This window comes from Saccharothrix ecbatanensis, from assembly GCF_014205015.1.
In the GTDB taxonomy this organism is placed as follows: Bacteria; Actinomycetota; Actinomycetes; order Mycobacteriales; family Pseudonocardiaceae; genus Actinosynnema; species Actinosynnema ecbatanense.
The window spans coordinates 5540585-5555097 of record NZ_JACHMO010000001.1 but is presented as its reverse complement, the minus strand read 5'-3'; the positions used below and the strand labels follow the sequence as shown (position 1 = coordinate 5555097).

Genomic DNA, 14513 nt, shown 5'->3' with positions numbered 1-14513 from the left:
TCGTCCGGGTTGGCCGTGAGCGTGCCGAAGCGGTTCCTGCCGGTGATCGCCACGTTCGTGGTGTTCGTGGCGACGTTCGGTGTCGGCTCGGTGCGGTACGAGGGGTTCGCGTCCGGTCAGGTGATGGCGAACCTGTTCATCGACAACGCGTTCCTGATCGTGCTCGCGGTGGGGATGACGTTCGTGATCCTGACCGGTGGCATCGACCTGTCGGTGGGGTCGGTGGTGGCGTTGTCCACGATGATCGCGGCGGCGATGCTGCGGGCCGGGTGGCCCGCCTGGCTGACGGTGATCGTGGTGCTCGCGGTCGGGTCGGGGCTCGGGTTGGCGATGGGGTGGATCATCCACCGGTTCGGCGTGCAGCCGTTCATCGTGACGTTGGCGGGCATGTTCCTGGCTCGTGGGCTGTGCTTCGTGATCAGCGTGGAGTCGGTGTCGATCAAGGACCCGACGTTCCGCGACATGGCCACCGGGTCGGTCGAGCTGCCGGGTGGCGTGACGATCACGTACGGCGTGGTGATCGCGCTGGTGGCGGTGATCGCGGCGGTGTACGTGCTGCACCTGACGCGGTTCGGGCGCACGGTGTACGCGGTGGGCGGCAGCGAGTCGTCGGCTCGGCTGATGGGTCTGGCGACCACGCGGGTGAAGATCGGCGTGTACGTGATCAGCGGGTTCTGCTCGGCGTTGGGCGGGCTGCTGTTCAGCCTGTACATGCTGTCCGGGTACAGCCTGCACGCGGTGGGCATGGAACTGGACGCCATCGCCGCTGTGGTGGTCGGTGGCAGCCTGCTGTCCGGTGGGGTCGGGTTCGTGATCGGCTCTGTGGTGGGTGTGCTGGTGTTGGGCACGATCCAGACGCTGATCTCGTTCGAGGGCACGTTGTCGTCCTGGTGGACGAAGATCGTGATCGGTGGGTTGTTGCTGGCGTTCATCGCCTTGCAGCGGATCATCGTGCGGCGGACCTGACCTCGGTCTCCATTTGAGCGAGCCCCCGTCTCGAAGCCGCTGCCGGTCCAGTCAGGGTCAGGAAGGTTTGCGGGCGCCCTTGCAGGCTTCGATCCGGGCTTGGAGGAAGCCGAGGCGGGGGTTGTCGAACGAGCTGGACCACGGTTCGCCGTCGGCGTGCGGACCGAGCACGCGGAACTGGTCGACTGCCTCGTCGTTCCTCTTGTGGATCATGAGGGCGACGATCGCCAGGCCGCGGTCGGAGCGCAGGGCCTTGGTGGCGGCGCCTTCGGCGGCCAGGCGGGGCAGGAGGGTTTCGAGGGCGTCACGCACCATCGGTGTGTGCCACACGTTCGGGTCGTCGCCCACCCCTTCGGTGGCGGCCATGAGCGGTAGTGCGGCGAGGGCGGGGGAGGTGGAGGCCGCGCGGATGGCGAAGTCGCACATCAGCTCGTGCGACCCGCGCCACTTGCGGCACCAGTACTGGAGTGCCTGCACGTGCGAAGCGCGGTGGTGCGGAGCGCGCTCGACCAGTTCGTCCCACACCCGGCCGAACCGGTCGTGGTCGTAGGACAGGCCGCGGGCCACCATCAGCAGCGCCATCCACGGCGTGGGGTCTTCCGGCAACGCCTCGGCCGCCCGGTGGGCCACGGCCTGCGCTCCGGACAACAAGCGGCCGAACCCCTCGAACTGCTCCTTGCTGGTCTGGGCCGCCCGTGCCGAGCCGCGCACCTCCCACGCCGCGTACACCAACGACACCGCGCGCAGGGCTCCGAGATCACCGCTGGACGGATCGGCGTCGTGCCAACGCCGGATGAAGCTGTCGTCCTTGACCGTGAGGTCCGCCAGCGCCCGCACCACGTCGTTGCGACGTTCCCAATCGCCCCACGTGGACGACATCAGTCGCGCGGCGGGCTCCCACAGGCCCTCGGTCGCGGCGGCGCACGCGGCGTCCAGGTCGGCGTCGGCCGGTCCCGCCACGACCACGTCGGCGTGGGGCACCAGGCCCCAGCGGGTCACGTCGACCTTGCCCCAGAGGCGTGGTGCGACCAACTCCTCGGGCAGGTCCTCGAACTCGACGCCCCGCCGCTTGGCCTCACGCATGAGCGAGATGACGGCGAGGACCGTTCTGGGCTTCTTCAACAGGGACAGGACCACGTGTTGCTCTCCTGGGTGAGGCCGGCGGGGCGGACCGCACGGCCGCCGGGGGAGTCTGCAACACCGGCTCCCGTCGACCAAGCGGGTTGCCCGATTCGTGATCAAGGGCTGCACCGTTGCACCGCCAAGCGCGCGAAGCCGGGATTTCGCACGTGTCCGGGAACTAGCATTCCGCCGTGGACATTTCGATGTGGGTGGCCTACGACGAGCAGCGCCTGCGCCGCTTGATCAAGTTCCTGCTGCGGCGCACGATGATCCGGCTCCGCGTCCTGAGTGCGTTCTTCGCGGCCCTGGGGATCGTTCTGCTGATCGTGGCCTCCCGCCCCGTCCTGCCGATAGCCGTGATCGTCGGCGCCGTCGTCCTCGCGACGCTGGTCGAGCCGTGGGCGGTGCGGCTGTCGGTGCGCGCGCAGCCCTCCGTCGTGCGGGAGGGGTATCAGCTGACGCTGGACGACAACGGCATCGCGATGAAGTCAGGGGTGTACGACTCGCGGATGGCGTGGTCGACCCTCGACCGGGTCGAGGAACGGCCCGAGGCGTGGTACCTGATGTTCGGGCAGGCCCAGGCGTTGGCCGTGTACAAGGACCAGATGACTCCGCAGCAGCGGGAGCAGTTCGCGGGGTTCATCGCACAGCGGCAGTCCGACTTCAGGTCATAGCCTTCACGTCATGGCCGTTGGTCCACGGCTTCAGTCGTCCAGGCTGCCCATGGTCAGGTTGACGGTGGTGCCGGTCATCCCGCTCGCCCTGTCGGACGCCAGGAAGACGGCCGCGTTCGCCAGCTCCTCAAGCGTCATCAGCCGTCGTGCGTGGGTCTTGGCGGCGAGGAAGTCCTGCCACTGCTCCCAGGTCATCCCGGTCGCCTTGGCGCGCGGCTCGAAGCCGTCCCTGATGGTGGGCGTCTCGGGCATTGCCTGCGGTCGCAGCCCGACCACGCGGATGCCTTGAGGAGCGAGTTCGGCGGACAGACTGCGGGTCAGCGACTCCTTGGCGGCCATCGCCGGTCCGTAGCCGCCCACCAACGGGATGCCCGTCCGTGAGTGGAGCGCTGTCACGGTCATGATCACGCCCGAGTTGCGCGCGACCATCCGTCGCGCAGCCAGGCGTGCGGTGAGGAAGTACGACGTGACGTAGCTCGTGATGGGCAGCGAGAACTGTCCGACGTCCAAGTCGGTCAGGGGCACGCCCAGGATGCTCGTGTTCGGGATGCCGACCGCGTTGAACGAGATGTCGATCCGGCCCACCTTGTCGATTGCATACTGTAGATGGTCGTCAATGGCCTGCTCGTCCAGCGCGTCGACCTCCGCCGCCTCCGCCTTGCCACCGGCCGAAGCGATGCCCTTGGCGACGACTTCGACGGAGGCCGACCGGCGCCCGGTGAGGAAGACCGTCGCACCTTCCGCCGCGAACGCGCGTGCGACAGCGCCGCCGATCGAGCCCCCGGCTCCGTAGACCACCGCGACCTTGTCCTTCAACATCGTCATCGCCCCATCTCCCGAGTGCGGTTCGGAGGTGTAGGCCCCGCGAGGTCGGCGAACTGGGCGTTCGTCGACCGCCCAGTTCGCGGCGCGGCCGGTGTCTGCACAGGATGGAAGCGGAGACAGGAGGTGGAGCCGTGATCGACCTGGTCGCGTCGGCGCGGGCCGGGGACGGTGAGGCGTTCCGGGAGCTGACCGAGCCGTACCGCCGGGAGTTGCAGGTGCACTGCTACCGGATGCTCGGCTCCCTGCACGACGCCGAGGACGCCTTGCAGGACACGCTGCTGGCCGCGTGGCAGGGGATCGGACGGTTCGAGGGCCGCGCCTCGATTCGCACCTGGCTCTACCGGATCGCCACCAACAGGTGCCTCAACGCCCGTCGGTCGGCGAGCCGGAGGCCGGCCCGGTGGGACATGCCCGGCGTCGACGTCCCCGAGCCGACCCGGCTGGGTGAAGTCGGCTGGCTGGAGCCGTACCCCGACGTGCTGCTCGAAGGTGCGATGCCGCTCGGTCCGGAGGCCCGGTACGAGCAGACCGAGGCCATCTCCCTGGCCTTCGTGACGGCTCTCCAGGTCCTGCCGCCCCGCCAGGTCGCGGTGCTCGTCCTGCGTGACGTGCTCGGCTTCCACGCGAGCGAGGTGGCCGAGATGCTCGACTCGACCGTCGACTCGGTCAACAGCGCGCTCAAACGGGCCCGCGCGGGCCTGCGACACCTGCCGTCCGAACCGTCCGAACGTGAACCGGCTCCGGGCTCGACGTCCGAGCAGGCGCTCGTGGAGCGGTTCGTCCGCGCCTACGAGTCCGGGGAACCCGCCGCGCTCGTCGCCCTGCTCACCGACGACGTCTTCATCTCCATGCCGCCGATCCCGCTCGAGTACGAGGGGCGCGACGCGGCGGCCCGCCTGTTCACCGACATCTTCCGTTCGGGTCGGAGGGTCGACCTGGTGCCGACGCGTGCCAACGGCCAACCCGCGTTCGGCGCGTACCTGCGTGCGTCCACCGGGGTTCGCCCGGGAGCGGGATTGTTCGTCCTCACCCTTGCCGGCAACCGAATCCGCGCCTTCACCCGCTTCGAGAGCACCGTGTTCCCGTGGTTCGGGCTGCCTCACTCGCTTCCCGAACGGTAGTGCCGCACTAATGCGGGGAAGCTGTGGTGAAGCGCTGCGATGATCCGTTGATCAGCCTGGGCGAAGGCGGATCTTCATGCGCGGTGATCGCGGAGCGGTGTCCGGGTACGACGCGTTCATGTCGTACAGCCACGCGCACGACGGCAGGCTGGCCCCGCTGTTCCAGCGCGAGGTGGAGCGGTTCGCCAAGCGGTGGAACCAGAGTCGGGCGTTGCGGGTGTTCCGGGACGACGCGAACCTGGTCGCGAGCGCCGCCCTGTGGCCCTCGATCGTCGCGGCGATGTCCACCTCCCGCTGGTTCGTGCTGATGGCGTCACCCGACGCGGCCCGGTCGCCGTGGGTGGACGCCGAGGTCGCGTGGTGGCTGGAGAACCGGTCGATCGACACCCTGCTGATCGTGGTCACGGCGGGTGACGTGGTGTGGGGTCCGGGCGGTGTCGACCGGACGGCTTCCACCGCGCTGCCGCCGTCGCTGGTGGCGGCGCTGAGGGTGGAACCGCGGTGGGTCGACCTGCGCGCCCTCGTCACCGCCGAGGAGATCGACTGGGCCGATCCCCGGTTGCGGGACAGGGTGGCCGACGTCGCCGGCGCGATCCACGGCGTCTCGAAGGACGCCGTCGTCGGCGAGCACGTCCGGCAGCACAGGCGCACCATGCGGCTGGCCCGCGGCGGCGCGACCGCGTTGGCCGTGCTGCTGGTCGCTGCCTTGGTCGCGGCGGTCGTGGCGGTGTGGCAGGGCACGGAGGCGACGCAGCAGGCGCGGATCGCCACCGCGCGGCAGTTGGCCGCCACCGCGCTGTCCGAAGTGGACAACCAGCTCGACCTGGCGCAGTTGCTGGCGGTCGAGGCCCACCGGATGAACCCCGACGACCCGCAGACGCGGGCGGCGCTGTTCCAGGCGTTCGCGGCGAGCCCTTACCTGAAGCGGCACCAGCAGTTGGGGCGTCCGGTGAGCGCGGTCGGCAGTGGGCAGTCCGTCGCGGTCGCGGGCACGGCGGACGGACACCTCGTGCGCTGGGACGTGCGGGACGACCGGACCACGTCCACCCAAGTCGGGGAACGTGCCGTCACCGCGGTTGCCGCGTCCGACGACGGTGGGGTGATCGCGGCGGCCGACGGCACTGCCGTGGTCTTGTGGCGCGGCGACGACGGGAAACCCGAGCAGGTCTTCGAGGGCCCGGCGAGCGGCGTGGCCGTGTCACCGTCCGGGAAGACCGTCGCGGTGGCGGGCGGCAGCGCTCCCTTCGATGACGGACCGTTGCCGCTGGTGGTGATCGACGGGACTACTGGCGCCGAACTCCGGCGCACCACCGTCCCCTTCGCGCCCGGCCACCTCGCGCTGCCCGACGACAAGACCCTGATGATGAACACGGGGGCCGATTCCTGGCGGCGACTGGCCGTCGCGGACTTCCGTCAGACGGACGAGTCCGAAAACGACATCCGCACTCCCGCGGCCTTCTTCTGCTGCGGCTACTCCCGCAACGGCGCGTACTTCGCCTGGGCGAAGTACGCGGACTTCCGCGTCCAGCCACAGTCGAACACGCCGGCACAAGGCGTCATCGCCGGCTCGTCGATACCCATCGAGCAGCCGGAGGAGTTCGCGGTGAGCGACGACGGCACGATGCTCGCGGCGGCCGGCGGCGAAGTCCTCTACGTGCAGGGGGACTTCCGGCGGCAGATCCCGCAACGGCTGCCGGGCGCGGGCCGGGTCACCGGGCTCGCGTTCCTCGACCCCGACCGGCTGGTGTCAGGCAGCGGGTCCGCTCTGATCCTCTGGGACCTCACGCAGGTGTCGCGGGCGTTGGCGGGTCCGCCGAGCGACGCGCCGGACTCCAGCAACGCGGGGCCGCCGCCGAGGGTGGCGGTGTCCCCGGACGGCCGGTGGGTGGCGAGCGCCGGGGAGGGCGAGGACGTGCTCGTCCGTGATGTCGCCGAACAGCGGGACCTCCCGGTCCAGCACGCGGTGCCGAACGCGCTGCCGGTGTGGTCCGCGGACAGCGGGACGCTGATGCTCTTGGGTGACGACGGCGGGCACGACGCGACCCTGTGGTCGGAGGGCGGCGCGTACCGGGGGTGGAAGCGGGAGGCCGGTGGCCGGGTCTTCGCCGCCGCCGCTTCACCCGACGGGAAGTCGTTGGTCTTGGTCGGCGAGGCGGGCGTGGTGGAGCGCGATCCGGACGACGGCCGCGTGCGGCTGCACGTGCCCGTCGAAGGACTGCCGGAGGACAGCGGATCAGACCGGCAGTGGACGGCGGCGGTGCGGCCGGACGCCCGGTTCGCGGCGGTGATCGACGGGAACGGCTCGGTGCGCGTGATCGACGTCGAGGCTGAGGAGAGCCGGGCGCTGCCGCGTGCCGGGGCCGTGTCCGTCGCCTACGGACCGGACCACCTGGTGGTGCGGCACGAGGACTCCGGCATCGAGGTGTGGAACGGGGACGCGACCGAACTGCTGCGCGTGGAAGCCGCCGACGCGAGCTACCAGCGGGCGATGGCCGTGGTGGGCGACCACGGCCTGCTGGCCCGGATCACCGCGCAGGGCACGGTCGTGCTGTCCGACGTGGCCACCGGCGAGCCGCTCGGCACCGTGGCCCTGCCGATGCCGGAACGGTCGACCGGCGCGCCGCCGTGGGGTTCGACGACGGTCGTGGCCAGTGGCCGCGGCCTGGCCACCGCCACGTCGTCCGGCGCGGTGGTCCGATGGGAACTCGACCCGGCCCGGTGGCGAGACTCGGCGTGCGCCACCGCCGGCCGCGACCTCACCGCCGACGAGTGGCGCGGCTACGTGGACCTCGATCCGCCGGAGAACCTCGACTGCTCAAGGTGATACCGGACAAATATCGACCGAATCGGACGTTCGCCTGGGACTATTCGCGCACCAGACGCGGCACGATGCCCGTCACGCACATCCCAAAGGTGGACATGAGATCGTCCGGAAGACCGGGGCGCGTCACGCGTACCGGAATGCTCGTCGCTGCCCTGATCGGCAGCCTCGCGGCGGTGCCCGGCACCGCCGCCGCGGCCCAGAGCCCGAACTGGGACACGCAGAACTCCACGAAGTGGCTCACCACCGACTCCCGCACCCCGGACCAGGCTGTCACCACCGGTGACGCGCGGGTCGGTTCGTGGCGGGACGCCGAGGGCAAGCACCACATCGGCAAGTCCTACTTCACGTTCGACCTCACCCGGTTGACGGGCACCCAGCTGTTCACCGCGTCGATCCGCACGCCGGAGCTGTCCGCGAACGACTGCGAAAAGCCGCGTGCGACCGAGGTGTGGGTCGTCGAGCAGTCGGACACGATCACGTGGGCGAACCCGCCGCGCGAGGTGGTCCGGGCAGGCGGCCCCACGGCCGCGTCCGGGTGCACGACGCCGTGGCTCAATTGGGACGTCCTGGACGTGGTCAAGCAGGCCATCGGTGAGGGCCGCACGTCCCTCACCGTCGCCGTCCGCGTCTCCGAGGAGTTCCAGGGTGACGTGGCCTACGGCCGCACCCACAACGCCTTCGCGGTCCTGAACACCACGTTCAACACCCCGCCCGGGACGCCGACCAACCTGCACCTCGAACACCTGCCGTGCACCGCCGAGCCGACGTACTTCCACGGCACCCGGCCGTACGTGTCCGCCACGGCGAGCGACCAGGACGGCACGTACGGACTGGACGGGCGGCTGGCGTTCTGGCCGGTCGACGCGCCGGACCAGCGCGTCGAGGTCCAGACCCAAGGACGGGACCGGGTGACCGGCTGGTTCCCGGAGGGCATGGTCCAGGACGGCGGCACCTACGCCTTCGCCGCCCGTGCCGAAGACGGCTTCGCCAACTCCGAGTGGTCCGCGCCGTGCGTGTTCACGGCGGACCTCACGCGGCCGGCGAATGCCCCGACGGTCACCTCCACGGTGTACCGGGAGAACGGCGGCCCGCCCGGCGACGGCGGCGACGGCATCCCTGGCGACTTCACGTTCAGCGCCGACGGCGACCAGGACGTGGTGGCGTTCGCCTACTGGGGGATCGGCATCCAGGGCGGCCGGGTGGCCGCCGACCAGCCTGGTGGTTCCGCCACGGTGACGGTCACCCCCGACACCGACGGGCTGATCTCCATCGAGGTCAGCGGTGTCGACCGCGCGGGCCACCAGTCGCCGGTCCGGACCTACCTGTACTGGGTGGCGTCCACGGCCCCGTCGGCGGACGTGTCGTGGTTCGAAATCGGTGTGCCGAGGGACGTCGTGCTCACCGCGGGCCAAGTCGGTGCGACGACGTTCGTCTACCGGCTCGACGGCGGCGCCGAGCAGACGGTGCCGGTCGGCGAGGACGGCACCGGCCGGGTGACGCTCGTGTTCCCCGAGCCCGGACAGACCTCCCACGCCTTCACGCTGTGGACCCTCGACGCCACCGGTTCCAAGTCGGGTGTCTACGAGCACTACATCCACGTCGACCAGGTACAGCCGTGGGTGGATGTCGACGTGTGGGCCGGCCTTGTCGGTGAGAAGCGGGTCTTCACCGTGACGCCGAACCGGACCGGTGTCGTGTCGTACGTGTACCGGATCGGCGAGGAGCCCGAGGTAGTCGTGCCCGCCGCGCCTGACGGCTCGCTGACCTTCGAGTACACCCCGACCGTCCCGGGCTACTCCACCGTGCTCGTGGCGAGCGTGAACGGTGCGGGCGTCCGTTCCGGCTGGGGCGAGTCCGCTCTCATCGCGGATGCCCCCGCACCGGCCGTGACAAGCACGGAGTACCCGGGGTATCCGGAAGGTGGCGGTCCCGGCGTCACCGGCACGTTCGCGTTCTCCTCCCCGCAGTTGCCGGTGGTGTCCTACCGGTACCGGTTCAACGACGAGGCGGAGCAGACGATCGCGGCGGGGGCCGAGGGCACGGCGTCGGTCCAGTGGACGCCGTCGAAGCCCGGCTATCACTCGCTGAAGGTTCGTGGCGTGACCGCGACTGGTGTCGAGACCGACGAGTCGTACTTCTCGTTCCGGGTCAAGGCCCTACCGCCGACGGTGACCAGTCCGCAGTTCCCGGACGGCGGTCCCTCGACCGCCAAGGTCGGGCAGCCGATCGAGTTCACGGTCACCCCGGCGTTGCCCGGATCGCACGAGGTGCTGTGGTCGATCTCGTTCAACCCGCCGCAGGTCGCGCCGGTCGGTCCGGACGGCAAGGCGAGGTTCACCTACACGCCCCTCGGGTCGTTCCAGCTCACCGTGTCGAGCAGGACGCCCGGAGGTGTCGTGTCGGGTGACGTGACACGCACGTACAGCGTGCCGCAGTAACGGTGTGGCCCGTCGGGCGAAACCCGACGGGCCACAACCCCGAACTACTGGACGCTGGGCCAGCCCGCCGAGTCGTAGACCAGGCGGTTGATGCCGAGCAGCGACACTCCGTTGTCGGCGTAGTAGTGGTACACCAGGAAATCGCCGTCGGTGTCGGCGAGGACGGCCTGGTGGCCCGGCCCGTGGATGCTGCCGTGCGAGGCCAGGATCTGCGTGCCGCCGCCCGAGTTCATGTTGACGCCGTTGCGGTCGTAGTACGGCCCGGTGACGCTGGTAGAACGGCCCACCATCACCCGGTACGTGCTGGACGCGCCCTGGCAGCACCGGTCGAACGAGACGTACTGGTAGTAGTACGACCCGCGCTTGAAGATGAACGGCGCCTCGATGTCGCCGCCGCCCCGCCCGGCGATGCTCAGGAACGTGTTGTTGAGCCGCATCCCGGTCGACGGGTTCAGCTCGATCATCTTGATGCCGGACCAGAACGAGCCGAAGTTCAGCCACCAGCGACCCTGGTCGTCCACGATCAGGTTGCCGTCGATGGCGTTCCAGTTGTCGCTGGTGCGCGATTCGATCACCAGACCGCGGTGGGTCCAGGTGCCGGAGTTCCCGCTCGGGCTGGTGGCCAGGAAGATCGCCGACCGGTTCGAGCCGAACGACGAAGCCGAGTAGTACATGTAGTACTGGCCGTTGTGGTACGAGATGTCCGGCGCCCAGAGGTTGCGCCCGCCGTTGGTGTAGGTCGTCGTCCACGACGCGCCGCCGGGGAACGCCTGACCCGCGTTGCGGAACGTGGTCCGGTCGGCCGACGTCTTCAGCGCGATGTTGTCGCCGGTGTGCGCGACCAGGTAGTCGCCGGTCGGCCGCTTGACCACGGTCGGGTCGTGCACGCCGACGTCACCCGTGACGTAACCGGGGTTCGGGTAGCCGGCCGACCCGGTGGACCACTTCTGGTTGGGCGTGCCGGTGCACGTCCACAGGATCACCCTGGTGCCGTTGGCGGTGCCGTGGTTCAGCACGTCCAGGCACAGCCCGGAATTGGTCGCGGTGACGGAGCCGTCGCCGTTGAGCCGGAACTTCTGGTTCGCCGCACCGGTGCAGCTCCAGATCACCAGCCGGGTGCCGGCCGTGGTGCCGTGGCCGTAGGCGTCCAGGCAGCGCGTGTCGTCGAACGTCCGCAGCTCACCGCTGGAGGTGAAGTGCCAGCCCTGGTTCGCCTGCCCATTGCAGTCCCAAATGGACACTTCTGTGCCCAAGGCGGTGTTGTTGCCGGCCACGTCCAGACAACGCCCGGACCCGGCGCCCACCAGCGGTGAGCCGATGACCGCCGACGCCGTGGGCGCGGTGATCAACGCTGCCGCCAGTGCGGCCACCAACAACGCGGCTCTGCCGAGCCGGATCGTGCTTTTTGCGGGGAACATCCATTCCTCCAAAAAGAACTGTGGTCAGTAGCCGATCTGGAACGTGGCGTCGGCGCGGTCCGCCGTCGTGCTGATCGGGTCGATGCGCAGGACGTAGTTGGCGTGCCTGAGGTGCCGGTCGGGGAAGTTGTGCGACCGGAACGAGGTCCAGGCGCCGTTGGCCAGGCCGGGGACGCGGTGGAACGTGGCGTCCGCCGCGAACGCCGCCGAGCCGTCGTTGGCGGCGAGGCCGACGACGTAGCCGGCGTGCCGCAGGTAGCGGTCCGGGAAGTTCACCGAGCGGAACGAGACGCCGCTGGACGAGGCGAGACCGGCGACCAGCCGCCATTGCGAGTCCTGGTACGGGTCGAACGGGTACGGGTCGATGCGGGCCGCGTTGTCGGCGTGCCGGATGACGTGGTCCGGGAAGTTGTAGGACTTGATCCGGTTCCACGCCGGTGCGCCCCATCGCGACAGCAGGTTGGCGTGCTCGGTCGCCGTGATCGGGCAGATGGTGGGGTGCTTGGCGTTCAGCGGCTGGCTGTACTGGGCCTTGGTGAGCGGCGTCCAGCTGTTGGTGTTGATGTCGCCGCTGCGCCACGCGTACAGCTCGCCGTTGACGGGGGAGAACGAGTCACCCCACAGCCACCACTCGTTGCGGTCATTGGCTTTCACCACGATCGGCGCTTCGATGCCGCCGTTGACCACGCCGCTGGTGTAGGTGGTGAAGCTGCGCGGGTTCAACGTGCTGGAGCGCGCCCCGTACAGGCGGCCGTCGGTGAAGCTCTTGTAGTACAGGAAGTTCGTGCCGCTGCCTACGTGCACGGTGGCGTCGAGGACGTTGAACCCGGGGTCGAAGAACAGCTGCGGTGCGCCGATGGTGACGAAGTCGGTGGTGTAGTTGACCCAGATCCCGTCACGGCCGCCGCTGTTGGCGGAGTAGACGATGCCGTACTGGCCGCGGGCGGCGTCCCAGAACGCCTCGGGCGCCCACGTGTGGGTCGGCATGGAGTGCATCTTCAGCCTGCGGTAACCGGTGAACGACCGCAGGTCCGGCGAGTCCCAGGCGTGGATGTACTGGTTCTGCCGGGTGAAGTCGGTGCCGGTCAGGTCGGTGGCCAGGACCACGAACCCGCCGCTCTGCTTGCGCATGATGAACGGGTCGCGCAGACCACCCGTTCCCGCGGTAGGCGTGGCGACCGGGTTGTTCTGGTTCAACGGGGTCCAGGTGAGCCCGTCGGGGCTGACCGCCAGGTGCAGCGCGTACCGGTCGGCGAGTTTCGACGGCGACTCGGTGAAGTAGCCCATCACGTAGGCGGAATCACCGGGAGCGGCCTGTGCGGTCAGGCGGGCGGCCCCCGTGAGGGCGACCGCGGACAAGCCACCAGCCAGGAATGTGCGTCTTTGCAACATGGACGTCCTTGTCCACTGGGAGGGTGAGGGGGTGGTGGCCGGCGGCGGGAGACGTGCCGCCGGCCACCTGGCAGGGCAGTTCGGTCAGGACGTGGGTTCGCCGGAAGGAGCGGCGAGCTGGGTGCCCAGCCGGACCGGGGTGCCGAAGTTCGGCGTGCCGTCCGCGTTCCAGGTGAACTTCTGCGCCCGCGTGGAGCGGTTCATGTCGCAGCCGCCGCCCGCGGAGTCGTTGGCGTGGTAGACGATCCAGTCCTCGGTGCCGTCGGGCGACTTGAAGAACCCGTTGTGGCCCGGGGCGAACACGCCGTTGCCGTCATTGCGCTGGAACACCGGGTTCGGGGACTTGGTCCAGTGCGCGCGGTTGAGCGGGTCGGTGCCGGTGAGGGTGAGCAGGCCGAGCTTGTAGTCCGGCCCCCAGCACGCGCTGGCCGAGTACACGATCATCGTGCGACCGTTGCGGTACAACGGTTCCGCGCCCTCGTTGACCGGGTGCGTCTGCCGTTCCCACGACAGCGTCGGCTGGCTGATCGTGCGGCGGGTGCCGCTGATCGTGTACGGGTTGGACAGCGGTGTGATCGTCAGCGACTGGGTGCCGTCGGTCGCGCTGCCCATCAGGTACAGCCGGCCGTTGTGCTGGAGGATGCTCGGGTCGAGCTCCCACGTGCTGCCCAGGTCCGCCTTGAACGAGTACGGGCCCATCGGGTCGCTGCCGGCGGCCTCCAGGACGTGCAGGCGCTGGGTGGGGTTGAAGTCCTGCACGTTCTGCCCGGCCACGTAGTACAGGTACCAGCGGCCGTTGAGCAGGTGGAACTCCGGCGCCCACATGTTGCAGCACCCGTTCGGCCTGGTCAGGTTGAAGATCACCTGGTCCGGAGCCGTCGACAGGCCCGCCAGCGTCCGCGAGCGGCGCATCGTGATGGTCGAGTTCCACGTCGTCGTGGCCAGGTGGTAGTAGCCGTTGTGGTACTGGAGCCACGGGTCGGGGCCGTTGCGCTTGATCGGGTTGGCGAACGTGCCCGGCGCGGTGGAGCCCAGCTTGACCAGCTGCCACTGCTGGTTGTTGTCACCGGTGTCGGGCCACTGGATGAGCTGCGCGCCGTCGGCGGTGGAGAAGTCGAGCACGTCCACGGCCTTGCCGCTGTTGCGGTTGATCAGCCGGACGTGCCCGCCCGCCGAGTCGGCCAACCGGAACTGCTGGTTCGTCGCGCCGCGGTCGGTCCACTGGATCACGTTCGCGCGGTCGGCGGTCGACGAGCCCTCGATGTCGAGGACCTTGCCGCTGTGCACGGACCTCAGCCGGTAGTAGCCGTTGCCGGAGTCCAGGAACTTCCACTGCTGCCAGGCGCCGTCGTTGCGCGTGTACTGCGAGATCCGCGCACCGTCGTTGGTGGCGAGGTCGTAGACGTCCAGCGCCTTGCCGCTGTTGCGGTTGACCAACACGTACGTCGCGTTGGTGTCGACCACGGCGGCGGACGCCGACTGCGGCAGGGCGATCACACCACCGCCGAGCAGGACCGCCGTTGTGGCGAGGACGAGGGCCGATCTCATGTTGTTTCTCCTTGCGCCATTGCAGGGAACGAGGTGGCGGCGTGGAGCTGCGATACTCGGTCTGTTAACGCTAACAGGACGAGTCCTGGAACTTCAACAGTCAATTGGTGACGCTGCTGCGTTCGGCCCAATGAGACGGTCGTGTGGCGCTTTTGGCGACGTTGTGGCCGGGTTTCGGCGATGAC

At 69.5% G+C, this 14513-nt stretch carries 10 protein-coding genes; 5 read left to right on the top strand and 5 right to left on the bottom strand.

The genetic code is table 11. The annotated features are described in order from the left end of the window. Window positions 1-9 precede the first annotated feature (9 nt). Window positions 10-966, top strand: coding sequence for a galactofuranose ABC transporter, permease protein YjfF (gene yjfF, locus F4560_RS23375; RefSeq protein WP_184929338.1), 957 nt, complete (start codon window positions 10-12; stop codon window positions 964-966). A gap of 57 nt (window positions 967-1023) precedes the next feature. Here the strand turns inward: yjfF and F4560_RS23370 are convergent, their stop codons facing one another. Beyond that, window positions 1024-2103, bottom strand: a complete 1080-nt coding sequence (locus F4560_RS23370) for a DUF4034 domain-containing protein (protein WP_184923187.1) — start codon at window positions 2101-2103, stop codon at window positions 1024-1026. 176 nt (window positions 2104-2279) lie between these two features. Between F4560_RS23370 and F4560_RS45725 the strand changes: the two genes are divergently transcribed. Next, window positions 2280-2762, top strand: a complete 483-nt coding sequence (locus F4560_RS45725) for a YcxB family protein (RefSeq protein ID WP_184923185.1) — start codon at window positions 2280-2282, stop codon at window positions 2760-2762. Between the two features lie 30 nt (window positions 2763-2792). On the opposite strand, the gene F4560_RS23360 is transcribed toward F4560_RS45725, so the two are convergent. Beyond that, window positions 2793-3587: an SDR family NAD(P)-dependent oxidoreductase gene (locus F4560_RS23360; RefSeq protein ID WP_184923183.1), complete on the bottom strand. Its 795-nt coding sequence runs from the start codon at window positions 3585-3587 to the stop codon at window positions 2793-2795. A 131-nt stretch (window positions 3588-3718) separates the two neighbouring features. On the opposite strand from F4560_RS23360, the gene F4560_RS23355 reads away from it, so the two are divergent. From F4560_RS23355 to F4560_RS23345, 3 genes are all read left to right on the top strand, one after another. After that, window positions 3719-4708 (top strand): sigma-70 family RNA polymerase sigma factor, encoded by a 990-nt coding sequence (locus tag F4560_RS23355; RefSeq protein WP_312869441.1) that lies wholly within the window; start codon window positions 3719-3721, stop codon window positions 4706-4708. Between the two features lie 76 nt (window positions 4709-4784). Then, on the top strand, window positions 4785-7532 hold the full coding sequence (locus F4560_RS23350; protein ID WP_184923179.1) for a TIR domain-containing protein: 2748 nt from the start codon (window positions 4785-4787) through the stop codon (window positions 7530-7532). A gap of 137 nt (window positions 7533-7669) precedes the next feature. Continuing rightward, the gene (locus tag F4560_RS23345) at window positions 7670-9970 is read left to right on the top strand and encodes a hypothetical protein (protein WP_184923177.1); all 2301 of its coding nucleotides are present in this window, start codon (window positions 7670-7672) and stop codon (window positions 9968-9970) included. Window positions 9971-10014: 44 nt separating this feature from the next. On the opposite strand, the gene F4560_RS23340 is transcribed toward F4560_RS23345, so the two are convergent. From F4560_RS23340 to F4560_RS23330, 3 genes are all read right to left on the bottom strand, one after another. Continuing rightward, window positions 10015-11388, bottom strand: coding sequence for a family 43 glycosylhydrolase (locus F4560_RS23340; protein ID WP_184923175.1), 1374 nt, complete (start codon window positions 11386-11388; stop codon window positions 10015-10017). Between the two features lie 24 nt (window positions 11389-11412). Further along, on the bottom strand, window positions 11413-12780 hold the full coding sequence (locus F4560_RS23335) for a glycoside hydrolase family 43 protein (protein WP_184923173.1): 1368 nt from the start codon (window positions 12778-12780) through the stop codon (window positions 11413-11415). Window positions 12781-12864: 84 nt separating this feature from the next. Continuing rightward, window positions 12865-14328, bottom strand: a complete 1464-nt coding sequence (locus F4560_RS23330; protein ID WP_184923171.1) for a family 43 glycosylhydrolase — start codon at window positions 14326-14328, stop codon at window positions 12865-12867. Window positions 14329-14513 lie beyond the last annotated feature (185 nt).

Bases quoted from the DNA above. Each gene is read 5' to 3' on its own strand.
- F4560_RS23340 (WP_184923175.1), bottom strand. From the start codon at position 11,388: ATGTTCCCCGCAAAAAGCACGATCCGGCTCGGCAGAGCCGCGTTGTTG.
- F4560_RS23335 (WP_184923173.1), bottom strand. From the start codon at position 12,780: ATGTTGCAAAGACGCACATTCCTGGCTGGTGGCTTGTCCGCGGTCGCC.
- F4560_RS23330 (WP_184923171.1), bottom strand. From the start codon at position 14,328: ATGAGATCGGCCCTCGTCCTCGCCACAACGGCGGTCCTGCTCGGCGGT.
- F4560_RS23345 (WP_184923177.1), top strand. From the start codon at position 7,670: ATGCTCGTCGCTGCCCTGATCGGCAGCCTCGCGGCGGTGCCCGGCACC.
- F4560_RS23350 (WP_184923179.1), top strand. From the start codon at position 4,785: ATGCGCGGTGATCGCGGAGCGGTGTCCGGGTACGACGCGTTCATGTCG.
- F4560_RS23360 (WP_184923183.1), bottom strand. From the start codon at position 3,587: ATGACGATGTTGAAGGACAAGGTCGCGGTGGTCTACGGAGCCGGGGGC.